Origin of the sequence: Paenibacillus sp. JJ-100 (assembly GCF_948329825.1) — a bacterium.
GTDB lineage: Bacteria > Bacillota > Bacilli > Paenibacillales > Paenibacillaceae > Paenibacillus.
Map to the genome: position 1 here is coordinate 1,279,865 of NZ_CAOJCM010000002.1, position 22,890 is coordinate 1,302,754.

Sequence of the window (22,890 nt, forward strand, 5' to 3'; positions counted from 1 at the left end):
TGTTTTGTGGTCCGGCACGTCGTTTTCCCCGTCAGTATTGTTTAAGGCATGATCCGTTGAACAGTTATCCATGTGGTTTTCGGATGAACTATTGGATGAACTATTGGATGAGCTATTGGATGAATTATTGAACGTGTCAGTGAATGTACCATCTGTTTGTTTAGTTGATTCGTTCATCGAATCGTTCTTTGTTGAGTTATTTGGCATAATAATCATCCACATTCGAACGGGTTACGACCGAGATTCCCGTATCTACCGTTACCGGTAACGGTGCATTTTCTCCAGATGGTGAAGGCGCAGGTACGGTCAATTGATGGTGCAAGTGGAACAGATATTGAAGGGACCAGTACCCCATGTTCCAGGTTCCTTGTGCAATCGTTGCAGATATCGTTCCATTTTGGATCAGGTCGAGTGTCGCTTTATTTGTGTCAAACGAAATTATATGCAGCTTCTCACCATCATCTGACTGTTGCACGGCTTCTCCTGCTCCCGCTCCTCCCGTGGCCTCGGTAACAAAGATCCCCGCCAGCTTCGGATGTGCCTTCATCATACGTACCGTCTCGTCTCTGGACTTCAATGTGTCGCCGTGTCCGTCTGCAACTTCAACAACCTGCATGGAAGGGTATCGCTGCTGAATGGTTTCACGGAATCCTTTGGTTCGTTCCTCATGATTTTGCTGTCCTGGCACCGTTAATACGGCCACTTCCCCTTCACGTCCCAGTAGCTCGGCCATTTTATTCGCTGCCGTTACGCCTGCCTTGTAATTATCTGTTCCCAAAAAAGAATACGCCTGACTGCCCGGTGCATCCGCATCGAACAAAATGACAGGAATATCCGCTTCTACAGCCTTGTTAATGGCCGGAATTAGTGATTTCGGATCAATTGCCGATATGGCAATGCCTGCCGGTTTACGTGCAATGGCCTGCTCAATTACAGTAATCTGCTCTTTGGCGTCATACCGTGTAGCCCCGCGATATTCGACATTTACACCAAGTGCATCCGCAGCATCCTCAAAACCTTTCAACGGACTCTTCCAATATTCCAGCCCAGACTGGAATGTTATCATCATGTACGTCTCACCCAGATCACCGCGCAACCCGCGGTTTTCCCACGAGCTATTGACCTGACTGGTGTATTCAAATCTCAACACATACAGGGCAAACGCCGCTATCAGCATAATGTAGACCAGCAGCATTTTTTTCATTATGTTCACTTCCTCATGTGGTCTATGTCTCTACACCCTCACTCGATATAGATTGTAAACGCAATCATTCAAAAAGGGAACCTTTTCACATAAGCAGAACTAAATGTTACACTGTCCACTCCGATGACAGAACAACTATGATATCAATACAGATGATCCTTACCATCGATGTTATGCTTTGCGCCGCTTCTTTCTCCACAACCATCTACCCGCCAGCGCAAGTATCACAACAGAACCTCCACCATATAGGGAGATCATCCACGGATTGCGATATCCGCTGCTGCCCCTGAAATCATCTGAGCTCACAGGAGTGCCTGCACCCATCATTTCTATCGCTACTCCAGCCTGTTCGATCGGAAGATTGCCGCTACACAGGTTACTATGCAATTGACCATCCTTTTTGTTCTTATACGCAAAGATCAGATAGGACTGATCCTTGACCAATGATGCTCCACAGGAATCCGAACCCATACTGTTGATCAGAATCTCCATCTGTTTTGCATCCACGCCCTTCCATGCCGTGTCCACATCCAGCGTGTACTTCTTGTACTGCTCCGTGCTAAATATAGAGCCGCCTCCGATATCGACTACTTTTCCTGTAAATACCGCAGTGTATGTTACCAGCTTCTCCTTGGCATTCGAATCCACACAACTGCATGCATACACTAGCTGCCCTGGCCAAGCAATCAAGCTTAATACACATAATATTAGAACTAAAAAGGCCGAAACGACTCTCCTCATCTTACGTCTCCCCTTTAAGTTACTTTTAAGCTACCTTATCTTATTAACGCCTCCATTTTCGTTTTTGTTTCTTTTCATGTAAAATGTTAACACTATGTTTGAGAGTATGGGTGTGTACAACTTACATAAAAGACATCTTACATCACGGAGGAATTTAACATTTGAAGCACAATTCGACGAAAAAAATATCAATTCCGCTGCTGCTTGCAGCGTTATGTCTGTTTGCATTTATCAGCATCGCCCTCTCTATCAGTGATAACCAGATTCACCGATTTGATGCGGTGCTGATTGGCTGGATTCAAGGCTTGGAATCGCCTGGTATGACGCAAGTCATGCACATTTTCACCTGGATTGGCAGTGAACTTCAGGTCGTATGCATTACGGTCATTGTCATGCTGATCCTCTATCTGTTCCTGCGCAACAAACGCGAGCTGCTCTTTTTAGTCAGTGTACTTATCGGCTCAACCTTGTTGAACACTTTACTCAAGCTGGTATTTCAGCGAGCGAGGCCGACCATTAACCGTATTATTGAAGTGAGCGGATACAGCTTCCCCAGCGGACATTCGATGGCTGCATTCAGCCTGTACGGTGGACTTGCCTTTCTCATCTGGAAGCATATCCCGAGCTTTACCGGGCGTTTGTTTATGATTGCAGCCAGTGCTGCCTTTATTCTGATGATCGGCATTAGCCGGATCTATCTAGGCGTGCATTACCCTAGTGACATCGTTGGGGGTTACTTTCTCAGCGGGAGCTGGTTGTTCACCTGCATCTGGTTCTACAGACGATATTTGCAGCGGCTGTCTCAGCTACATGCCAAAAGCTTTGCCTAGTCGCAACCAGTACGCTGCAGCGCAAAAACCCCAACGATGTCAAGATCGTTGGGGTTTTGTGATCCTTCTTCTTACAATTTCTCTCCATTGGAAGCAATCACATCTTTGTACCAGTAGAAGCTTTTCTTCGGTGTACGGCTCAAGTCACCGTTGCCATCATTATCTTTGTTGACGTGAATGAAACCATAACGTTTCTTCATCTCTCCTGTCGATGCACTTACAAGGTCAATACATCCCCACATCGTATATGCAATGAGGTCAACGCCGTCCGCAACCGCTTCTTTCATCTGCTCAATGTGACCTTTCAGATAATCAATCCGGTAGTCATCCTGGATGGAACCATCTTCTTCCACGACATCGACAGCACCGAGACCATTTTCCACGACCATCAACGGAATTTGATAACGGTCATACAGGTGATTCAGCGTGTAGCGCAGTCCTTTCGGATCGATCTGCCAGCCCCAGTCGGAAGCTTCAAGATATGGATTTTTGATACCGCCCAGCAGATTCCCTTCCGTTCTATCCAGCGATGCATCTGCACTTTCTACGAGAGACATGTAATAACTGAAGGAGTAGAAATCTACACAACCTTCGCGCAGCGTCTGCTCATCTTCCGGTTGCATTTGAATCTCGATCCCTTCTTCTGCGAAGAAACGTTTTGCGAATCCTGGGTATGCCCCCCGAACCTGCACGTCTCCACAGATCATGTTGGACAGCTGGTCTTTCTTCTGTGCAAGCAAAATATCATCCGGGTTGCACGTGTTCGGATATGTGGTCATGAAAGCTACCATACAACCGATTTTGAAATCCGGGTTGATCTCATGCCCTAGCTTTACCGCTTTGGCACTGGCTACGAATTGATGGTGCAGCGCCTGGAAACGAGTCTGTGGTTGATCTACTCCATCTGTCAATGTTTCCTTACCTTCGAACAACAACCCACCTGCCATATAGGCACCAAGTGGCATCGTCAAACAGTTGATTTCATTAAAAGTCAGCCAGTATTTCACCTGATCTTTATAACGATTGAACAAGGTTGTACAATAACGGATGTAAAACTCGATCACTTCGCGGGAAGCCCAACCGTTGTATTTTTGTGTCAGGCCAAAAGGTGTCTCGTAGTGAGAGATCGTCACCAAAGGCTCAATGTTATGTTTTTTCAACTCGGCAAAGACGTTATCATAGAATTTCAAACCTTCTTCGTTCGGCTCCAGATCGTCACCGTTCGGGTAGATGCGGGACCAGTTGATCGACATGCGGAACATTTTAAAGCCCATCTCGGCCATCATGGCAATATCTTCTTTATAATGTCCATAAAAATCAACCGCTTCATGGCTTGGATAATAGGTACCCTCTTCAAGTACAGGTGTGATTCGGCGCGGAACGGTATGTGTTCCACCTGTCATCATATCCGATGTGCTCGGCCCTTTGCCGTCCCGATTCCATCCGCCTTCAAACTGATTGGCAGCCGTTGCGCCGCCCCAAAAAAATCCGTCCTTCATTTTCATGATGCGTTTCCTCCTCTAATGTTGACCGCTGCTAGAACAAGTCTGTGATGTTCAATCCAATGAAATAAACTATAACGTTATAGTCCAAGTGTAGCACCCATACCCTGACAAGGGTTGTCATGATATAATTTGGTCATGGAACATAACCGATTATTCCGAATGTTGTTGCTGTTGCTGGAAAAAAAGAAAACGACCGCTCCGGAGCTTGCGCGCCTGTTCGAAATCTCGGTTCGCACCGTATATCGGGACATTGACCGCTTGAGTGCAGCAGGAATTCCCGTCTATACAACAACGGGCAAGCACGGCGGTATTCATCTCATGGATCACTACGTCATGGACAAATCGCTGCTGAGCGAGGATGAACAAAATGAAATTTTGCTGGGATTGTACAGCGTCAGCGCCATTCCTCATCTGAACAGTGCCCGGATGCTGGGCAGGTTAACGACCCTTTTTGATCATAAACTGGACTGGATTGAATTTGAGTATTCTCCGTGGGGCAGTATTCCCGAGCAGGAGATGGAGCTGTTTAATCAGGTGAAACAGGCGATATTCGCCAGTCAGCTGCTCGCGTTTCATTATGTGGACTCCAACGGAGAAGCAAGCGAAGAGATCGCACTGCCGATAAAGCTGGTTTTTAAAAATAATACATGGTATTTCCAGGGTTTTAAGCAGACTCAACATCATTCCCGCTCTCGTGTCACATACAAAATCAAGCGGATTACGGAACTTCGTTTTGTATCAGGTTCTTACGAGGGTGCCGTTTCATTAACGCTAAAAAAAGAAGATATTAACGAGAGATTGTCTACTGGACAAAACAACGATATAGAGGGGCAGCCGGAGGAACAACTTGAACTCGAATTGCTCTTTGAAAAATCGATTGCGTACCGTGTCTATGACATGCTTGATCCCGCTATCATTCAGCAGGAGCCTGATGGAAAATTGCGAGTCTCTCTTCAGATCGATGGAGGTGAGCGGTTGTACTCTTTTCTAATGTCCTTTGGCTCAAAAATAAAAGTGATTGCACCTTTGGCGGTGCGTAAAGAGCTGCTTCGCAGACATCAAGAGGCCGTCGTACTTTTACTGGAAGATGATGGGCACAAAATGGAGCATGATGGTACAATATAGCATGCATCTATATCATCGAGGTACAGGATCAACAGAAATTGAACGATGTTGGGAGGCACATACGTGAATCAACAGATCAGGAATAATAACGTAGAACGTTTTAAAGGATTTGGTACACTGTATGATCAAAACAGACCCGCCGCTCCCTTCGAAGTGGTCGAGATTCTGACTCGTTATCTGGGCAAGAAACCGCGCTTCGTCGCAGATGTCGGTTGTGGCACAGGTTTATCGACCTGGATCTGGCTGGATCATGCAGAGCGGATCATCGGCGTAGAACCCAGTGAGGATATGCGATATGTAGGCATCGAAAAATGGGAAGCTGCAGGCAAACCTGATCAACTTCGTTTTGCATCAGGTATGTCTCATGACCTCGGCCTGCCTGACGATAGCGTAGATATTCTGACCTGCTCCCAGTCGTTCCACTGGATGGAACCGAAAACTACATTAAGGGAATTCGCGCGAGTACTGCGCCCCGGTGGTATTTTCGCTGCCTACGACTGTGACTGGCCGCCTGTACTGGACTGGCAACTTGAAGCGGCATATCAGCAACTGGTGAGCACAGCGGATCAACTTGCTGCCGATCTATCAAGTGTACAGCAGCGAGCTCACAAATGGAGCAAAGAAGGCCACATGAAACAGATCCAGCAATCTGGCCTGTTTCGGTATAGCCGGGAGGTTGTATTCCATCATTACGAGCGTTTCACCGCCGACCGCTATGCCAATTTGGCTCTCAGTCAAGGTGGACTCCAGACCGCTTTGAAGCTGGGTGCAACAGAATTGAATGAGATGGCAGACGATTTCAGACGTCAAGCCGAGCTTGTTTTTTCAGGGAAATCAAAAGAAGTATTGTTCTCCTATCGCATGCGAATGGGTATCGTTTAAGTAACTTACAGGAAGGCAGTGAGCGCTTTGAGTGATGTACGTATTTTGGAGAGGGATAGGCTCTACATGAAGAGATGGCTTGAAACATATTTTGACTCTCCCCACCGAGATATACTGATGTCTCATCCAGCCAAAACTGAAGAAGAGGATTATGGAGTTCCTGCTGAAATGCATGATGGTGAAGTAGATGAGGAAGGTTGGGTTCGCTGGAGAATGCTGGACTCGGCAGTTACAGAGAAACAGATTAACGACTTGGTCGAGAAGTTTGTTAAACCTGACTCCTTGAACACCACTTTTTCCTTGCCACCGCTGTACATCGCTTATCTAAGTAGCCAGTATGTTCTGAACATCTATCTCCGCTACGATGATTTCACCATTGAATTACCGAGTCTGCCTTCGGACTTCCCTCTGCGTGGGGTGCAAGAGCTTTGGTCGTCGTGGAGATTGTTAATTGAAGCGGGATATATTCCGTTCGCCTCCTATGAAGATGGTGCAGGACCTGTGTGCTGGGATAAGAACAAGCCTAATCAAGAAGAGGATTATGCTGTAGTATGGTTCGATCACGATCAATTAACAGACGAGGAACAACTCACCCGTGAGAAACTTGAACAATACGCTCAGCCACTTTTTCCTTCCTTCCGGGAAATGCTGGTGTAAGTAAAATAAAACTGCCTCGCTACATGTTACTGATGCGGGGCAGTTATACTGTGGCCATTCTTGGCTTCTATATTGGGCTAGAGCTGCTCTCAGGAAGAGAAAAGCTGGTTCAGCTGCTCCTCTTGAACTTGAAGGGCAAGCGCCACCTTGGACGGGTCCTGCTTAGAATAAAATACATTAATGATATGTCCCTGCTGAACTTGTGGCAGCGCAGAGGGCAAGATCTCTTTTTGCGTGGTTACCTCAAAAGTCTCACCATTTGGCTTCGTAATGCTCAATTTAAGCTGCAGTTTGATGTTGCCATTGTGTCCACTACCCATCGGGGTAACATCCAGAACTTTAGCCAGTGCTTTCTCCCCCGTGCGTGCAATATCCACCATCTCAGGTGCGATTCCCTGTTGCGTCATTTTTTCATTCAACAGCTGCTGCATATACTCTTGCGACACCATGCCATTCTGATCCAGTCCGACTTTTCGCTCATCTTTCTCCGAAACCACAAGTGGAATGATCGCTCCTGGTTGGAACTGGGATAAAGAGGTCAGAGGAATGATGGTTCTTAGTTCTGTATCATACGTATCCCGGCCCTGGCGAGACACTTTCAACGCCATGCGAACTTCCGGCTGTTCATTAATATAAGTGCCTGTCTGCTGTATACTCTGAACTACACCCACTGCGGGCATACCCGTTTTGATCTTGCGTTGCCCCAGACTCGTACCGAATATAGACGATAGGATCATCAGTCCAATTCCGGTAAAAATCATAGGTTTAAACCACCATGCCTGCATCGCCATAAACGGATCATCCCATAGCCACTGGGCTATCGCTGGGGATAGCCCCGTCCCGAAAACCATAAGTAAACCAACTACTCCAAAAAAACGACTCATCTCCATCATCCTATCTATATCTATTTATCGTTGTTACATGTAATCCATATACTAATATTACCGTATATTTCCTCCAAATTCACTTATGGGTCTCCTTAATAAATCCACGTTCCCAGACCGTCCTAACAATCCCTTCTGCCTACACGTACAGCAGTCCCATATAGATCAGTTCAGAAGGATTTGCTGGATTCTTCCCCAGACCGACATGATCACCGGCACGTGGAATTTGCAACTTGGATACGAGTGTTTCCATGGTACGCTGATAGGTGTGGCCCCCCGTTTCCTTCACTTCAAGCACAAGTACCACAATCGGATCAAAATTAATCAACTTACCGGTATCTGTTACGCTAAGCACAGTTGCAGTGGCCGTCAAGGGCAATGAACCGCTTGAAGCTAGCTGTGCCTGTTTAGCCGTATCCAGACTCTGGTTAATAGCCTCTCTATGCTCCTTGGGCACAAGCCCCTTCATCATCATGCCCGTTAGCCCTTTATTCATCATGCGATCTGCTTTGGCAACTGCATCTTCCGGTTTGTTTTTGCGTGTAAACCATCCCATCATATGAAACACCTCATTTGTTTTTTTTGGTATGATTTATTATAAACACAACACAAAGTCTCTGAATACACATCTGGACACATACAAAAAATATGAGGATATGAGCTTTTTAACTCCTACCTTTCTCGAATTATTTGTCACTAACCTTGCTCTCCCCAATAAAAATGAGGATCTCCCCTGACTCCTTGAGCTTTTATCCCTTAATTTTTGCAACATAGCCTCTAAAAACAGATGTTCAGATCAACCAAAAGCCCACATTTCGATGCATATCAAGCCAAATATTACACACATATCCTGAATGATCGTCTTACCCCATCATGTTCGTAGCCTTTATGGAGACCTACGCAGCAAATACACCAGTTTACGATAATAAGCTGCAGCTTCCTTGTACCGTCGCTGATCTTCGCTCACGACAGCTAATCCTTCATATAATGATTCCAGACGCACGGATTGCTGAACGGACTCGAAGTAAGGTAGACAGGCCTGAGCCTGAGACAAAAACAGATCATGTTCTCCGTGTGCCAGAGCCAATTGACTTTGATAAAAAAGGGCGTTCATCTGCTGATCCTGGGTCACAGCACAACTTAATAGGTGATCAACATTTTGAGCAAGTTCCCCCCAGCTTTTACGAACGGATGCAACCTCGCACCGATATACACAGAGTAGCGGTTTCATGGCCTGCTGCGTCTCCTCCGTTTCAGCATGCAGCAAGCTTTCGAAACGCTCAATCTCGGCCTGTGCCTGATCCAACTCCCCTGACATCGTCAACATCACAATTCGATTATTTGCAATTGCCGTTACCAAGTCTCCCTGATTCCCGGCATACACCAGATTCGCCTCAGCCATGGACAGAGCCGAAAGAGCCTCCTGCACCAAGCCCATCGTGAAGCAATAACCACTGTATGCGACGTATAGACCAGACAAACGATGGAACAACCGCTGATCATACACATGTTTCATCGTCTGTTCAAATGTACTCTTTGCCTCTTCGTACTGCCGGGTTTGTATGTAGGCTTCCATTAGGATATTCTGAATCGACAGCCATAGTTCGCTACCTGGCTCCGTCAAGCTACTAAGTCTTGTCACATGAGTAAGCACATCCACAAAAGCCATTTTGGATCGGTAGTATTGGATTTTATAAAATAGTAAAGCTTTCTTGAGCGGTCGCGGCAGTTCTACATCGTCCGGGCGACCATACTTCTCCAGATAAAAATTCAGATACGAGGTATGAATATATTCATGCGCTGCGGCGTCATTTAATTGCTGGTAATATACCGCCTTCATGAAGGCTGTTGTGAGCTCGACCGTAAGAGAATCATCCCGATCCTTGAACGCATGTACCGTGTCCTCCGGGATTAGCGAAGCTGGCACCGAAAGCTGAGCAAAAATGTCTTCTGCCCGCCCGAGCGTATGCTCATCCTGGGCAGCCGCCTGCAACAGATATGAAGCACTTACTCCCAGCCGCTCTGCGATGCCTTCGGCCAGATCTTCTGGAAGCGGGTAACGTTCTGCCAGAATATTAGCAAAATGGGCTTGTGTAACCAGACCTTCAACAAGGTCTTTACGTGAGATTGATTTTCGTTTGCTCAAAAACTCGATCCGTTCTTTTAACATTACAGGTCTATCCTTTCGTTGTGAGAGGTCAATCATTTCGCTTAACACCGTCGTCCACTGAAATTATCTCCTTGCCTATCTTCCCAAAATCAGAGCAGAATTGCCAGTCTTCCAGCAAAATTGATCAAAACGGTTTCCGTTTCGAACATAATTGTTTTACAATAGGGAAGATGTACAAGAGATGCACAAGATATGTACAAGAAAAATCAAGAGCAATATACCACTTGAAGTAACACAAAAACAATGAAAACTAAACATGAATGAAACATGAATTGAACACGAAAGGGTGCCACAATAATGATCATTAAACCAAGAACACGTGGTTTTATCTGTACAACTTCTCATCCTGTTGGCTGCGCGGCACAAGTCCAGGAACAGATTGATTATGTAAAATCTCAACCTGCCATTCAAGGACCTCGCAATGTGCTTGTCATTGGTGCATCTACAGGTTATGGACTGGCTTCGCGTATCGTTTCCGCTTTTGGAGCTGGAGCGAATACGATCGGGATCTATCGCCCGTCCAGCTCTACGGACAAGCGGACAGCTTCCGCAGGATGGTATAATTCCGCAGCATTCGAAAAAGCGGCTGATGCCGCAGGCCTGAAATCATATAGCATCACTGGTGATGCTTTTGCTAACGAAACCCGGGAAAGAGCTGTTGAACTGATTCGTAGCGAATTCGGTCAGGTAGATCTGGTCGTTTATAGTGTTGCTTCGGCACGCCGCACGGATCCGAATACAGGTGAAGTGTTCAACTCGGTACTGAAGCCAATCGGGCAGTCCTATACGAATAAAACGGTCAATTTCCACACGGGCGAGATCAGTTCGGTTACGCTAGAACCTGCTACGGAAGAAGAGATTCGTCAGACCGTTAACGTGATGGGCGGCGAAGACTGGGAGCTATGGATGGATGCTTTGCAACAAGGCGGTGTACTTGCAGACGATGTTACTACAATTGCCTTCTCTTATATCGGACCTGAACTGACCCATGCGATCTATCGTGAAGGCTCCATCGGCCAAGCGAAGGATCATCTGGAAGCAACAGCACGTAAGATGAATGAGCAGTTGAGCGCAAAAGGCGGACGTGCCTATGTTACGGTAGCTAAAGCCCTCGTAACGCAGTCTAGCTCTGCGATTCCAGTCGTGCCGCTGTATATTTCGGCATTGTACAAAGTAATGAAAGAAAAAGGACTACATGAAGGGTGTATCGAACAGCTGCAGCGGCTGTTTGCAGATCGCCTGTATGCGGGCGGCGATGTGCCAACAGACGAGCAAGGACGCATTCGTATCGATGATTGGGAGATGAGAGCAGACGTTCAGGAGGAAGTTGCAAAGATCTGGAACGAGCTGACAACGGAAAACATCTACGATCTTTCCGATCTGGAAGGCTACCGCCGCGAGTTTTTCCAACTGTTCGGTTTTGAAACCGATGGCGTCGATTACGAGGCCGATGTTGATCCTAACGTGGAAGTACCCCATCTCGTTCAGTCATAATATTTCATTTTGTTTTGCATTTCGGAGGAGCTCCATAGCTTCTCCTTTTTGTATTTTGTCGCCGCATTCATGAAACCAGTCTTCTTGTAACCAACGGCCCCGAAGCAAAATAAAAAGAAGCACTACCATCCTGGATGATCTGCTTCTTGTGTTTGACCTTCTGTAATTTTTCCTGCTTGCTTGGCGTCAAGCGAACATGCTGAGATAACGCTCCATAATCTCCGTTGACTCTACGGCTTTGCTCGGGACACCATTGTCCGGACCGCGCTGCTTTGCGCAATGCTTTTTGTGTCTGTGTACGTGCCATATCAGTATACACACTCCTTTAATTGAACTGTTTTCAATATATCACGTGTGGCGATACAAGTGAAGCCGTAGCTAGCCCAGGATACATTGTTATATATTCGAGTAAAAGGAAGGATCGTTCAATCCTGTGTTAAGCACGCCCACTGATATTTAAGTACGCTTGCGCCGAGACTGCCACGTCTCAATGGGTTCGTGATCTTCTTCTTCAATCAGTTCCATAGCTTCGTCCAGCCTGCGCGATTTGAACAAGAGGATCAGGTCCATCAGGTCTTCCCGGTCAAGTAGCTTTACCCCATTGACCGCAGCTAGCGTTCGGCATGCATCCGTATAACGGGCAGACGTCAGTACAATGGAACGGTCCGCCTCATAATAACGCATTGAAGTATAGATTTCCTGCACCGCATGAAGACCAACCGGATGATTGGCTCCGTATCGTTTCGCTTGCACGACACTCCTTCTGCCTAGTCTATCCACAAAAACGAGGTCTGCACCAAAATCCCGACTGCTCGTCGTTTTGTGAACCTCGTCATAGCCTAACTGCTCGAACAGATTGTAGAGATATAATTCAAACTCCGAGCCGTCTTCCATTTTATCGATATCTTTAATCGTAATTTTTTGAGGATTGGCTTCACTTCGTATCCGCTGTCCGCGATAAATGATTCGCCGAATCATCCAGGTCAGCAGTAATAAGAGGACGATACATGCGATTGCCAATAAGATTAGATGTTCACTCGAATTCATGTCAGTTCTCCTTGTCTTGATTGCTCCCGCATATCCCATGTCACAGCACTAAATATATCAAACTTTTCTGTACATCTAAAGAAGATGAAATCAATGTAACTGTTCCACTTCACTTAACTTTGAACTATCGCATGATGAGCCTATAAAGGTTACATCCTGTTCGGTTGATTCCACTAGAAATCAATGGTAGAATTCTACAATCGGTTTTTATTTTTACCGAAGACGAAAGGTGGTATATCACTTGCATACGCGTAAAAATCATAGACATAAGTCTACAAAGTGGGCAATTATTCTGCTCAGCGGCATGATTTTATTGAACTTGAGCACAACCGGATACGCCGCAGAAGCGACAGAATCTCTTCCTAAACCGGCTTGGACTTCTTCTTCCCTGATGTTAAACGAGGCAAATACAGAAAAGGACGTTATGATCAAGGGTATTCACGCCGTACCTTCCAAAAATCTGGTGTATGTGCATACTTCCCAGCCCGTTACTAAAACAAGCAGTAAAACAACGCTGGATTGGCAGCTGGATTCCCTTCAAGCGCTCGATGCGAAAACAGGACAGCTAAAATGGAGTACCATTTTCCATGAAAAAAGTGGACCTTACACAACCTACTCCAATTCGTTATTTACGAGCAATGGTACGGCTTACGTATACATGGAATATTCGGATAAAACCAAAAAATTATATTCTTACAATACTTCAGGTAAAACCAATTGGGTAAAAACTGTAAATTCATCCGCAACGATCTCCCTTATGGATAACGATAATCTGCTGGTGGCTGCAAGTCAGGGGGCACAAGCGAATGGCTCCGTGCGTTCAACACTTTCTATGTATGACAAAAAAGGCAAACTGCTGGCAGAGAAAGTGATCACAGGCACTGTGCTTCAAGCTGGACACGGCCGTATTGTTGTCGATGCGAGCAAACGGGTGAAGTCAGGTAGCTTTTGGCTGCCAATAGCCAACCCCAAAATTGAAATTTACGATTCATCGTTAACTCGTCTATCCTACTATCAATTCCCGGCAGACGCCAACTCACTAGGAGATGGCGGCGGTGAATCTCTCGCCATTCTGGACGATGGTTCTGTTCTGATGCGAGCTAACTTTGAGAACAAAGGGAATCGTCTGATGGGATTCGGTACGGATGGCAAACTCGCATGGGGTCGTGCCATTGCAGGCAATGCATACATTCAGACGGCTGGTAACGGATATACCGTTCTGACTGGACCGAAGCTGGAGCTGTATACGATGAAAGGCAAAGTAACCGAGCGTTCATTCCAAGACACCCAACCTGCGCTTATGCAGGTCTATCGAACGCAGGACGGGCAATACAAGCTTGATTTTGCGAAAACAGGTTATATCCTTGATCCGAAAACATTAGAAGACATCCATGTGTATACCGTTAGTTCGGCTGTTCCTTCATTAGATGGTGTGTCTACCTATATGGACGATGTCTTCTATTCGATCAAAGGTGAAGCTTTGTCCAAATTAGTGCTCAAATCATCCTCATCTAAATAACAGAAGCCTAGATACTGCTCTAGCAAAAAAGCAAAAGCCGGAAAGCTCCTTATGGAGCCGTTCCGGCTTCTTTTATTTCCAATTCTCGTTAATGAATTCATCCCTTCCGGACAGTGCCCGGTCTTCTTTATAATGTTTCTCATTTTTTTTATGATAATCCTGATGATAATCCTCCGCAGGATAGAAGGTTACAGCGTCTCGTATTTCGGTCACAATAGGCTGTTGAAACCGGCCACTGGTTGCCAGATCCTGTTTGGATTGCTCCGCAAGCTGCCGCTGACGTTCATTGTATACAAAAATGGCTGTACGATACTGTGATCCCCGGTCCTGAAACTGTCCCCCATCATCCGTCGGGTCAATCTGAGGCCAATACAGCTCTAATAAATGCTCGTAAGGGAATACAGCCGGATCAAATGTGATTTCTACTACTTCGACATGCCCCGTTTCTCCAGTCTTCACCTGCTCATAAGTTGGATTCTCCACTGAACCACCCATATAACCGGATACAATTCCGTGGATACCTGGTTGCTCCTCAAACGGAGTCACCATGCACCAGAAACAACCGCCGGCAAATGTCGCCTTCTCCAATTCTCCCATCTCCTCTGGTTAAAACAATATATTGAGAGCACAAGCTCAAACATACCTTCTTGTTTCTATTGTAAAACAACAAGAGGTTGATGAAAAGCCGTCGCAACAGCCTTTCATCAACCTCTTCATTCTACTTCACTCAAAAGCATCTCGTACTTAGCCTTTGTACAGCCTAATGTCGCACGATAGCTCATAGGACACGTAGCTTGTTATAGTTTAACCGCGGCTGCGTCCCATCGAACGGAAAATCAAGCTTACGATTGCTACAAGCACAATAGCACCAATAAGTGCAGGTACAATGTAGAATCCGCCCATCTCAGGACCCATGTCTCCCAGAATCACTCCGCCTAACCATCCACCGATAAATCCGGCAACGATGTTACCGATAATACCGCCTGGGATGTCACGACCAACAATCAGACCTGCGAGCCAACCAATGATACCACCGATAATTAATGACCATAACCAACCCATATCATTCACCTCTATTTAAGTTTTTGTTGCGTCTGACTACTATTTAACCGCTCCGGAGGCATTTAAACAATTAGCATAAAAATTGTTGAATATGATCTGTGTCCAGAATGCTTCCTTCTCTGTTAACAAGTGTTCCGCGAGGCTTGGTTACAGGCCGTGTCAGTTCCGGCATCTCATCAGCCCATGGCTGCAATATGTACCTCCCGAAAGTCATTGTATGTAATCAGAGACAAGGTTAGTATATCCAGTTGAGGTGAATTTATTTTATTTTCAGAACGATATCGTGGATCAGGTCATTACATGTGATTAATAAAATCCGGCCCGTTCCTTGCCAGGCTGTGCTAACCAGGTATGTTTGTGACTCTTGTCCAGCTCTCCTCGCATCGACTTAATGACCTCAACAATGTCCGTTTGCCCATTTTGATGCCACTCTAGTGCAGCACTCACATACAATTCGCCTAATTGTGCAAGTGAGAACGTATCAGTGAGGCGAGCGGCTTCTTTCGTTCCTTCTTCTCCAGCAAACACACTAAATCCACGCTGCCGTAAATATTGAAGACGCAGAGCTTCATCAGGCAGTGGAATCTCATAAGCCCGGTCAAAGCGTCCGGCCCGGTTCATTAGACCTGGATCAATTTTTTCCGGATAGTTTGTCGTACCAATCAAGAAAATACCTTCTTTGGACGTCGCACCATCCAGCGTATTCAGGAAAAACGAACGAACTTCATCTGGCATCGAATCGATATCTTCGATAATCAGTACCATCGGTGCCAAGCGTTTCGCTGCATCAAACACTTCACGTACAGACTCACTGTTGGTGTATTCAGTAATTTGCCAGTATGCAGCCGGTCCGGGTATACTCCCTGCTATCGATTTTACAAGTGTCGTTTTTCCGTTCCCCGGGTGTCCGTAGAGCAGAATGCCGCGTTTATAAGGGATGTCATAATCCCGATAAAAGGAACGATCCGCTTCAAAGAATTGATCCAGCGACCGGAAAATATCCTGCTTGATCTGCGCAGAGAGAACTACATCTTCCCTGCTTACTGATCGTGTGATGGACTCCACATGACGATCACTACCGTTGCGGGCATCGGTATATACCGTTACCTTTTTCATATTTTGCTGACGTTCTCGTTCCCGGACACTTCCCAGAAACTGCTTCATCTCTTCATCACCTACAGCAAATACGAAATCCTCACTGTAGATTCCATTTTCTCGGAAAAAAGGTACCCTTACCAAAGCAACACCCCACTTTGGATAAGCAAATACGTTGTTGCGAATGGAATAATGCACCCCGTATGTTGGCACATCTCCATCATCGTCATAATGCAGAGTCTGAAGCTCAAGGTCCTCAAATATGCGTGCTACAAGCTCAACCTCTTCACTTCCATTCTGCAAATCTTCTCGCAATAGTTCCCAATACTCGTTGTTCGGGTCTGAGCTAGAGTATAGCTTGTATTCCACGCCGTACCGCTTCAGAAGCTCCTCGCTAATACCGCGAATGAGTCTGGAATAGACCGCATACCCTTCAACCCGTGTACGAGTATCAAGCTCCTCGTCGTAGGTATATATTGCCTTTGTCTGATGGATCTGATTGTTCTGTTTTACGTTATCTTTCATCATTTCGCTCCCTTTACCGCAGCAAGCGGTTTGCATTTGGCTACCACTTGAGCCAGACCGGCACCGGTAACACTATCTATAATTTCATCAACGTTTTTATATGCTTGAGGTGACTCATCAATAATCGATTCCAGCGAACGCTGGTTCACAACAATTTCGTCTTCCGTTCCCACACCAAGAGCCGAAGCAAAATCTTCTACGGTTACCAGACGTTTCGTTGCTGTACGTGACCGAACACGGCCCGCACCATGACATATAGAATAATAGTTGTCTGCTCCTTCAGGCTGCCCCACCATAATATACGAGGCAGTGCCCATCGAGCCAGGAATCAGTGCCGGATGGCCTGTTGTCATATAAGGCTTTGGATTATCCTGATGACCCGCAGGCAGCGCGCGAGTTGCTCCTTTTCGATGTACAAAAACAGAGCCTCGTTCTGCATGTGATTCCTCCCAAGCATAATTATGCATCAGATCGTACAGTGTACGGAATTCACATTTGGTTCCAAACACATCTCGAAATGCCTCTCGAATGGCATACGCAATGAGGTGTCGGTTCACTACTGCATAATTCAAAGCGGAATACATCATGTTTACATAATGACGACCTTCTGCATGATCCAATGGAGCAAATACCAGTCTGGGATCGGAAGTTCCAAGCCCCAGCCGTTGCATCACTTTGGCGATCGCCGCAGAACTTGTCTGACTCACATGCCCTCCCCAAGCTCGTGAACCGGAGTGAATCATAACGACGATCTGTCCATCGTACAACCCCCAAGCTTCGGCCACTTCACGATTCTCCTCGGCAATTTCGATAGCCTGAATCTCTGCGAAGTGATTCCCGCCGCCTAGTGTTCCAAGTTGGCGGTGCGACCGATGCCAAGTCATATCCGGAACAAGATCTAACACATTCTCATCATACGTAAATTTGCTACTCTCCACATGCGTTAGCGAGGTTGATTTTTTAGGTGTGTAGCTATCTGGAATATATTTTTTCGGTAATCCATGAAGCCCTTTGCGTACAATGTGCTCCAGTCGAATATCCGAGTAATGACCTCTCTGATTAGCTTCCATCGGCAACACCTTTTCGATCGCTTTGACTAATTTGCGGCGAAGCTTTACCTCTTTTAGATCATCCTTATGCAGATTGGTCATATGAACTCGCATGCCACAACCGATGTCGCTGCCCACGATGGAGGGGGACACATATCCGTCCTGCGCCTCCCACACCGCTGTCGTTCCAATGCATGTTCCTACACCAACATGCACGTCGGGCGTGTAGCCCATATATGAAATACCTGGAATTTGCAGGTTATTGTTAGCCATTTCAAACACCTTGTAGTCCAAGGAAGAAAAAAGCTGCTGTGCTGCATATACCGTGAGCTCTCCTGCGGGTAACTTAATTTGATGTCTATATCCTTCTGTACTTTCGTTAAAACGAACTAAATGATTCATCTCTGTATTCATAGATCTGTATAATTCCTTCCTATATTTTCAACTAATTCTTTTCGCTGTGTGTTATTTCTGTGCAAAAAAACATAAAAAAGCCATGGACTAACCGTCCATGGCTTTATACTACATGACAATAATAAACAACAGGACACACTGAATCTGTGTATGTCATCCATCGCTAGATATCGCGAAGAACACATATTGCTTATCGAATTCTTGAAAAGATAAACAATATGCCCATTCTTTTATGTCGACCGTATGAGGCCAAAAAGACGATGAGCCAGATATGCGATTGAGTTACTACGTTTGTGTCCTGGAATCAAATCATAACCTAACGTCATGTCTCTCGGCCTCCCTTCATAATTGATATGTATATATTAAGCGTATATCTTTTCGTATGTCAACCCTTTCCTTGGAAAAAGAATACAGACAACCTTCTCTTAACAATAAAGACAAAAAGAAGGCTGTCCTAGGACAACCTCCTTTTGGGTTTGTTACATGACTTATCGCTGTGATTTTTCATTCGTATAAAACAGTGTTCAAGACCCTTAGATCCTTAGATCTTTAGCTTTAAATCTTTAGCTCTTAGCCTGCTCCTCAAGCTCTTCTACAGGATTCTCGTCTTCCTTGGCAGGAACTTTGGATGAAAGAAACCATCCGCATACAGCAATGGTGATTAATACAATATAAAAACCAATTTTCCATATTTTATTTTCCGGGAAATGCTCATCCAGAATGCCCACAGAAGGATGCGCCAGCGTAATGACGGATAGTTTAACGCCTACCCAACCTACAATTACAAAAGCGGCTACTTCAAGACCCGGACGGGAATGAAGCAATTTCACGAAGAACGAAGCTGCAAAACGCATAATGACAAGCCCGATAAAACCACCGAGGAAGATGACAATAAATTGTCCTCCATCCAATCCACCGATTGGTGGCAAACCACTTGGTGGCAATGCGACCGCCAAAGCTACGGCTGCTAAAATGGAGTCTACCGCAAATGCGATATCCGCCACTTCAACTTTAAACACAGTCATCCAGAAACCGGACTGTTTCTTCGGTTTTTTTGGTGTATCCTCCGCTGCCTCATCTGTTTTATTTCGACCACTCATAATCTTTTTGACGATATGATTAATCGAAATATATAGAAGATATAATGCGCCGATCGCTTGGACCTGCCATACATCTACCAGGAAGGATATCAGGAACAAGGATCCTAAACGGAATATAAATGCCCCCACCAAACCATAAAACAATGCTTTTTTGCGCTTTTCATCAGGCAAATGCTTAACCATAATTGCGAGTACCAATGCGTTATCTGCCGCAAGTAATCCTTCAAGGACTACTAGGACTAAAAGTACCCACCCGTATTCTAATAATAGTGCTGGATCCAACATGAACTCCTCCTTATTTGCTTGTGCTTATGATGTACAAAAAAAAGGACCTTTACCATTACTGGCAAGATCCTTTTTTATCCACAAAAAGAGACCTTTACCGAGCATGAAAACTTGGTAAAGGTCTCGCTAACAACAAATTGCTGCCAATAAAGCCGGAGATGAAATCCCGAATTGACGACTTTACTGTAAAAGCTACTCCCCTTTAACAGGAATATGTAGTTTTTAGTTGGAACCCGTGAATAACCTGAATACATCATATTTCATAACGTAAAATAAAGTCAAGCTTTATTTCGAGCGTTGCGGGCCTTTTTTCGAAAAACAAAAAAATCATATATCATGTTTCCCAGCGGTATAAAGGAAATAAAGAACAGGGCAATCGGGCGCCGCAGCCGCCATTTTTCAGTTGTATATAAAGATACCATAAACAAGAGGTACATCAGGAACAGGAAACCGTAAAGGTTACCGAACCAAGTGACCGCTTGAGGCATAATTCCCGCATTCCGAAGGGGAAATGCAACGAATAACAGTAATACATATGAAATCCCCTGCAACCATAACATCAGCCGGAAACGACCCAGCATTGAACTTAACATCATCTTCCTCCTGCCTCAAATGCTATAACGCATATTTTATCCTGTACAGTATAACACAAATACAATTACCAACCTGATATCTGACCCATCTTCAGAATATTCCATATTTCATACGACAAATTAAGCATAACGTTCCACAGGAGCCAAAACTTCTTTTCACACATACAATGCATGACAAGAGGACGGTATGGATGTCGGACAAGGAGGAGCAGATTGATGAAGATTGTCCTGATTGCACCAGAAAAATTACCTCTACCTGGAAATGGTTCAGTGGAAATCTGTATATTAGGAATCGCGCGCGAACTTGCCCGTCGTCATCAGGTAACGATCATAAGCCGTTCAGTACCAGAGCTACCGGCACTTGAACAGATCGATCAAATCATTATAAGACGGATTCCAGCATCGAGCGTCTCAGGGTATACTCGTTCAGCCATTCGTTTACTACGTACACTTCACGTTGATATCATTCAAGTTGATAACAGACCTTTCAGCATGGCAGCAATTAAAGCGGCTTTTCCACAGACTCCCGTTCTTCTCTATCTTCATTCACTCACATTCGCTCAAGCAGGACCGGGAAAAATGGCTTTGCTGAAGAAAGCCGATTGTATTGCGTTGAACAGTCATTCTTTAAAGCGCAGACTCTCTCGCCGATTCCCAGCTGTAAAGAAGCTTATGGATGTTGTTCCGCTCGGAACAGATCTCGATCGATTTCGGCCTGTGACGAGCCTTGAGGAACGGTTCACTGTACGTGAAAAATTCGGAATTACAGATTGTTTCGCTGTCCTATATGCGGGTAGAGTCATTCCTGGCAAAGGAGTAGATGTTCTCATTAGAGCTGTTGCTCTTGCCCAAAAGCAAGTGCCTATTCAACTAATCATTGCAGGCAAGGGCCCTCCACGCTATGTACGCTCACTACGTAGACTAACAAAGAAACTTCATGTGAATACAAACTTCTTAGGTCAGATGAATCATGATCAGATTGATCAACTATACCGCAGCGTTGACTGCCTCGTCTGTCCTTCACAGATCCACGAAGCCTTTGGCCTAGTCAATGTGGAAGCTATGGCTTCGGGTATTCCTGTTATAGCCTCAGACAACGGTGGTATTCGCGAGATTATTCGTTCAGGAAAAAATGGATACTTGATCTCAGGTTATACAAAACCTCGACAGTTTGCCTCATCCTTACATGAACTGGCAACCCATCCTGAGCTTGTACAGTCTATGGGCGAAAATGGCCGTGAAACAGCAACTGCACAATTCAGCTGGGCAAAGACAGCCTTGCATTTAGAAGCAACTTACACAAGGCTCATTCGTCCATGAGCCTGTTTTCCATGTCACTCTTTTCTAACGGAACTGCCAGCCTCGAATAGAATCGATCTGTGAATTAGGTATATACGTGATTTCAATTAATTCAATGATCACGATATCTTTCAGTATAAATCTAACTTTTGCACAGGTTTGTTGATGAAAAGCGTCATAGAATCCAGCTCCATTCCAGCAACCTTGAGGTACCTTATCCACATCGTTCACGATGTATCCGACTTTCCCGATGGGGGGAATCACCACTTTAATGGCTTGCTCATCCAGTCGATTATTGGGGTCTTTTACGAGAAATAATGTATCTCCTACTTGCAGAGCTTGTGCTCCATAGTCATTATCCATGCCCATCATGGCGGCAAAAATTTTGATGCTCATCTCCATACTCCTTTATGAAATATACTAAGTCTTCGGCTATAATGCTTCTTCATCATAGTGCTCCAGCCATGCCAAGAGTTGTTTTCGAATCTGTCTGCGATATTCGGGAGGTTCAAGCACTTCAGCTTCTGCACCAAATTGATATAACCATTGTAAAAATTCACGGCTGCTATTCAGAGTAACCTCAAATAACAACCCTCCATCCACCAGATTTGTCATTCGTGGACGTACGAACATCTCTTCTTCTCTTATGTAGGGGGCAACTTTATCAGAGAACTTCACTTTAAAATGAATATGATCGTCACCTCGGTCAACAGACCATGTATTCTTCATGTATTGCGTTATATTAAAGTTTCCCATGTCAAATCCACTGCTCGTTCGTTTCACATCCAGAAAGCGGCTAATACGAAACAATCGAACTTTTTGCTGCAGATGACAGTAACCAATCAGATAAAAACGTTGATCACGCGGTACAAGATAATAAGGGTCTATCCTTCGAAGTGTAATCTCATTATTAGTAAGCGTATGATATTGAGCCTGGATGGTCTGCCCCTCTAATATGGCTTCAATTATAGGGATTAATAAATTCCGATCCTTTCCTTCTTCACGATAAGCAGGAATCCCCATCCGAATGATCCCTGCGATTCTTTCTACAATTTCACTGTTTTTTGTATTTAATTTAGTGTGTGCTGATATGACCTTATCAAAAGCTGAGTCGAATTCAGCAGGCAATTTAGATTTATCGATCAGGGCCGGGAGCATACTAAATAGCATAGCCTCTTGTTGGGTAAAGTCTAACGGATATATTGAAAAGTCGCCTATGAATCGATAGCCTTTTCCATATCCTTCGTTCATTATAGGGGCAACTCTGTCTAAAATTCGGAGATCACGGTATATTGTGCGTACAGTAGTACCACATTTCAGCGCCAATTCCTTCGCTGAGATTCCAGGATTAGCTTGTATAGCCTGAAGTATACGTAGCAGACGAATTAATTTCTCTGTCATGTAGTTTCT

The 22,890-nt window shown here is 45.2% G+C and carries 24 protein-coding genes; 7 read left to right on the forward strand and 17 right to left on the reverse strand.

Annotation, left to right across the window (positions count from 1 at the left end; translation table 11 throughout):
* Nucleotides 1-196: 196 nt before the first annotated feature.
* Together PQG66_RS12475 and PQG66_RS12480 are read right to left on the reverse strand one after the other, a co-directional pair.
* Nucleotides 197-1,204 (reverse strand): substrate-binding domain-containing protein, encoded by a 1,008-nt coding sequence (locus PQG66_RS12475; RefSeq protein WP_272037984.1) that lies wholly within the window; start codon nucleotides 1,202-1,204, stop codon nucleotides 197-199.
* A gap of 171 nt (nucleotides 1,205-1,375) precedes the next feature.
* Nucleotides 1,376-1,945, reverse strand: coding sequence for a hypothetical protein (locus PQG66_RS12480; RefSeq protein WP_272037985.1), 570 nt, complete (start codon nucleotides 1,943-1,945; stop codon nucleotides 1,376-1,378).
* Nucleotides 1,946-2,106: 161 nt separating this feature from the next.
* Between PQG66_RS12480 and PQG66_RS12485 the strand changes: the two genes are divergently transcribed.
* Nucleotides 2,107-2,775: a phosphatase PAP2 family protein gene (locus PQG66_RS12485; RefSeq protein WP_272037986.1), complete on the forward strand. Its 669-nt coding sequence runs from the start codon at nucleotides 2,107-2,109 to the stop codon at nucleotides 2,773-2,775.
* A 71-nt stretch (nucleotides 2,776-2,846) separates the two neighbouring features.
* Here the strand turns inward: PQG66_RS12485 and PQG66_RS12490 are convergent, their stop codons facing one another.
* Entirely contained in the window at nucleotides 2,847-4,280 is a 1,434-nt protein-coding gene (locus tag PQG66_RS12490) for a glycoside hydrolase family 1 protein (RefSeq protein WP_272037987.1), read from the reverse strand.
* 135 nt (nucleotides 4,281-4,415) lie between these two features.
* Here PQG66_RS12490 and PQG66_RS12495 point away from each other — a divergent pair, with 135 nt between their 5' ends.
* From PQG66_RS12495 to PQG66_RS12505, 3 genes are all read left to right on the forward strand, one after another.
* Nucleotides 4,416-5,405 (forward strand): helix-turn-helix transcriptional regulator, encoded by a 990-nt coding sequence (locus tag PQG66_RS12495; RefSeq protein WP_272037988.1) that lies wholly within the window; start codon nucleotides 4,416-4,418, stop codon nucleotides 5,403-5,405.
* 63 nt (nucleotides 5,406-5,468) lie between these two features.
* The gene (locus PQG66_RS12500; protein WP_272037989.1) at nucleotides 5,469-6,287 is read left to right on the forward strand and encodes a class I SAM-dependent methyltransferase; all 819 of its coding nucleotides are present in this window, start codon (nucleotides 5,469-5,471) and stop codon (nucleotides 6,285-6,287) included.
* 66 nt (nucleotides 6,288-6,353) lie between these two features.
* Complete coding sequence (locus PQG66_RS12505; RefSeq protein ID WP_272037990.1) at nucleotides 6,354-6,944, forward strand: hypothetical protein; 591 nt, start codon at nucleotides 6,354-6,356, stop codon at nucleotides 6,942-6,944.
* Nucleotides 6,945-7,033: 89 nt separating this feature from the next.
* Here the strand turns inward: PQG66_RS12505 and PQG66_RS12510 are convergent, their stop codons facing one another.
* The 3 genes from PQG66_RS12510 to PQG66_RS12520 form a co-directional block, all read right to left on the reverse strand.
* Nucleotides 7,034-7,828 (reverse strand): hypothetical protein, encoded by a 795-nt coding sequence (locus PQG66_RS12510; protein ID WP_272037991.1) that lies wholly within the window; start codon nucleotides 7,826-7,828, stop codon nucleotides 7,034-7,036.
* A 139-nt stretch (nucleotides 7,829-7,967) separates the two neighbouring features.
* Entirely contained in the window at nucleotides 7,968-8,387 is a 420-nt protein-coding gene (locus PQG66_RS12515; protein ID WP_272037992.1) for a hypothetical protein, read from the reverse strand.
* 327 nt (nucleotides 8,388-8,714) lie between these two features.
* On the reverse strand, nucleotides 8,715-9,998 hold the full coding sequence (locus PQG66_RS12520; protein ID WP_272037993.1) for an XRE family transcriptional regulator: 1,284 nt from the start codon (nucleotides 9,996-9,998) through the stop codon (nucleotides 8,715-8,717).
* 297 nt (nucleotides 9,999-10,295) lie between these two features.
* Between PQG66_RS12520 and fabV the strand changes: the two genes are divergently transcribed.
* The gene (gene fabV, locus PQG66_RS12525) at nucleotides 10,296-11,492 is read left to right on the forward strand and encodes an enoyl-ACP reductase FabV (RefSeq protein WP_272037994.1); all 1,197 of its coding nucleotides are present in this window, start codon (nucleotides 10,296-10,298) and stop codon (nucleotides 11,490-11,492) included.
* Between the two features lie 67 nt (nucleotides 11,493-11,559).
* Here fabV and PQG66_RS12530 read toward each other — a convergent pair whose 3' ends face one another.
* Together PQG66_RS12530 and PQG66_RS12535 are read right to left on the reverse strand one after the other, a co-directional pair.
* Nucleotides 11,560-11,799 (reverse strand): hypothetical protein, encoded by a 240-nt coding sequence (locus PQG66_RS12530; protein ID WP_272037995.1) that lies wholly within the window; start codon nucleotides 11,797-11,799, stop codon nucleotides 11,560-11,562.
* A 149-nt stretch (nucleotides 11,800-11,948) separates the two neighbouring features.
* Nucleotides 11,949-12,539: a restriction endonuclease gene (locus PQG66_RS12535; protein ID WP_272037996.1), complete on the reverse strand. Its 591-nt coding sequence runs from the start codon at nucleotides 12,537-12,539 to the stop codon at nucleotides 11,949-11,951.
* A gap of 241 nt (nucleotides 12,540-12,780) precedes the next feature.
* On the opposite strand from PQG66_RS12535, the gene PQG66_RS12540 reads away from it, so the two are divergent.
* Nucleotides 12,781-14,058, forward strand: a complete 1,278-nt coding sequence (locus PQG66_RS12540; protein ID WP_272037997.1) for a PQQ-binding-like beta-propeller repeat protein — start codon at nucleotides 12,781-12,783, stop codon at nucleotides 14,056-14,058.
* 72 nt (nucleotides 14,059-14,130) lie between these two features.
* Here the strand turns inward: PQG66_RS12540 and msrA are convergent, their stop codons facing one another.
* From msrA to PQG66_RS12575, 7 genes are all read right to left on the reverse strand, one after another.
* Entirely contained in the window at nucleotides 14,131-14,646 is a 516-nt protein-coding gene (msrA, locus tag PQG66_RS12545; RefSeq protein WP_272037998.1) for a peptide-methionine (S)-S-oxide reductase MsrA, read from the reverse strand.
* Between the two features lie 216 nt (nucleotides 14,647-14,862).
* Nucleotides 14,863-15,120, reverse strand: coding sequence for a GlsB/YeaQ/YmgE family stress response membrane protein (locus tag PQG66_RS12550; protein ID WP_272037999.1), 258 nt, complete (start codon nucleotides 15,118-15,120; stop codon nucleotides 14,863-14,865).
* Between the two features lie 70 nt (nucleotides 15,121-15,190).
* Nucleotides 15,191-15,313: a hypothetical protein gene (locus PQG66_RS12555; RefSeq protein WP_272038000.1), complete on the reverse strand. Its 123-nt coding sequence runs from the start codon at nucleotides 15,311-15,313 to the stop codon at nucleotides 15,191-15,193.
* A gap of 113 nt (nucleotides 15,314-15,426) precedes the next feature.
* Entirely contained in the window at nucleotides 15,427-16,743 is a 1,317-nt protein-coding gene (locus PQG66_RS12560; RefSeq protein WP_272038001.1) for an AAA family ATPase, read from the reverse strand.
* Nucleotides 16,740-18,191: an RtcB family protein gene (locus tag PQG66_RS12565; RefSeq protein ID WP_272038002.1), complete on the reverse strand. Its 1,452-nt coding sequence runs from the start codon at nucleotides 18,189-18,191 to the stop codon at nucleotides 16,740-16,742. Before PQG66_RS12565 ends, PQG66_RS12560 begins: the two co-directional genes overlap by 4 nt.
* A gap of 575 nt (nucleotides 18,192-18,766) precedes the next feature.
* The gene (locus PQG66_RS12570; protein WP_272038159.1) at nucleotides 18,767-19,585 is read right to left on the reverse strand and encodes a TerC family protein; all 819 of its coding nucleotides are present in this window, start codon (nucleotides 19,583-19,585) and stop codon (nucleotides 18,767-18,769) included.
* Between the two features lie 281 nt (nucleotides 19,586-19,866).
* A complete protein-coding gene (locus PQG66_RS12575) occupies nucleotides 19,867-20,184 on the reverse strand; it encodes a DUF3817 domain-containing protein (RefSeq protein ID WP_272038003.1) in 318 nt (105 codons plus the stop codon).
* Nucleotides 20,185-20,397: 213 nt separating this feature from the next.
* Here PQG66_RS12575 and PQG66_RS12580 point away from each other — a divergent pair, with 213 nt between their 5' ends.
* Nucleotides 20,398-21,501: a glycosyltransferase family 4 protein gene (locus tag PQG66_RS12580; protein ID WP_272038160.1), complete on the forward strand. Its 1,104-nt coding sequence runs from the start codon at nucleotides 20,398-20,400 to the stop codon at nucleotides 21,499-21,501.
* Nucleotides 21,502-21,525: 24 nt separating this feature from the next.
* Here PQG66_RS12580 and PQG66_RS12585 read toward each other — a convergent pair whose 3' ends face one another.
* Entirely contained in the window at nucleotides 21,526-21,876 is a 351-nt protein-coding gene (locus PQG66_RS12585) for an HIRAN domain-containing protein (RefSeq protein ID WP_272038004.1), read from the reverse strand.
* Nucleotides 21,877-21,912: 36 nt separating this feature from the next.
* A complete protein-coding gene (locus tag PQG66_RS12590) occupies nucleotides 21,913-22,881 on the reverse strand; it encodes a helix-turn-helix transcriptional regulator (RefSeq protein WP_272038005.1) in 969 nt (322 codons plus the stop codon).
* Between the last annotated feature and the right edge of the window lie 9 nt (nucleotides 22,882-22,890).

Coding starts and splice junctions, on each gene's coding strand:
- PQG66_RS12480 (WP_272037985.1), bottom strand. CDS start 1,945: ATGAGGAGAGTCGTTTCGGCCTTTTTAGTTCTAATATTATGTGTATTA.
- PQG66_RS12560 (WP_272038001.1), bottom strand. CDS start 16,743: ATGATGAAAGATAACGTAAAACAGAACAATCAGATCCATCAGACAAAG.
- fabV (WP_272037994.1), top strand. CDS start 10,296: ATGATCATTAAACCAAGAACACGTGGTTTTATCTGTACAACTTCTCAT.
- PQG66_RS12520 (WP_272037993.1), bottom strand. CDS start 9,998: ATGTTAAAAGAACGGATCGAGTTTTTGAGCAAACGAAAATCAATCTCA.
- PQG66_RS12575 (WP_272038003.1), bottom strand. CDS start 20,184: ATGATGTTAAGTTCAATGCTGGGTCGTTTCCGGCTGATGTTATGGTTG.
- PQG66_RS12550 (WP_272037999.1), bottom strand. CDS start 15,120: ATGGGTTGGTTATGGTCATTAATTATCGGTGGTATCATTGGTTGGCTC.
- PQG66_RS12495 (WP_272037988.1), top strand. CDS start 4,416: ATGGAACATAACCGATTATTCCGAATGTTGTTGCTGTTGCTGGAAAAA.
- PQG66_RS12505 (WP_272037990.1), top strand. CDS start 6,354: ATGAAGAGATGGCTTGAAACATATTTTGACTCTCCCCACCGAGATATA.
- PQG66_RS12535 (WP_272037996.1), bottom strand. CDS start 12,539: ATGAATTCGAGTGAACATCTAATCTTATTGGCAATCGCATGTATCGTC.
- PQG66_RS12585 (WP_272038004.1), bottom strand. CDS start 21,876: ATGAGCATCAAAATTTTTGCCGCCATGATGGGCATGGATAATGACTAT.
- PQG66_RS12565 (WP_272038002.1), bottom strand. CDS start 18,191: ATGAATCATTTAGTTCGTTTTAACGAAAGTACAGAAGGATATAGACAT.
- PQG66_RS12590 (WP_272038005.1), bottom strand. CDS start 22,881: ATGACAGAGAAATTAATTCGTCTGCTACGTATACTTCAGGCTATACAA.
- PQG66_RS12580 (WP_272038160.1), top strand. CDS start 20,398: ATGAAGATTGTCCTGATTGCACCAGAAAAATTACCTCTACCTGGAAAT.
- PQG66_RS12515 (WP_272037992.1), bottom strand. CDS start 8,387: ATGATGGGATGGTTTACACGCAAAAACAAACCGGAAGATGCAGTTGCC.
- PQG66_RS12475 (WP_272037984.1), bottom strand. CDS start 1,204: ATGAAAAAAATGCTGCTGGTCTACATTATGCTGATAGCGGCGTTTGCC.
- PQG66_RS12510 (WP_272037991.1), bottom strand. CDS start 7,828: ATGAGTCGTTTTTTTGGAGTAGTTGGTTTACTTATGGTTTTCGGGACG.
- PQG66_RS12490 (WP_272037987.1), bottom strand. CDS start 4,280: ATGAAAATGAAGGACGGATTTTTTTGGGGCGGCGCAACGGCTGCCAAT.
- PQG66_RS12530 (WP_272037995.1), bottom strand. CDS start 11,799: ATGGCACGTACACAGACACAAAAAGCATTGCGCAAAGCAGCGCGGTCC.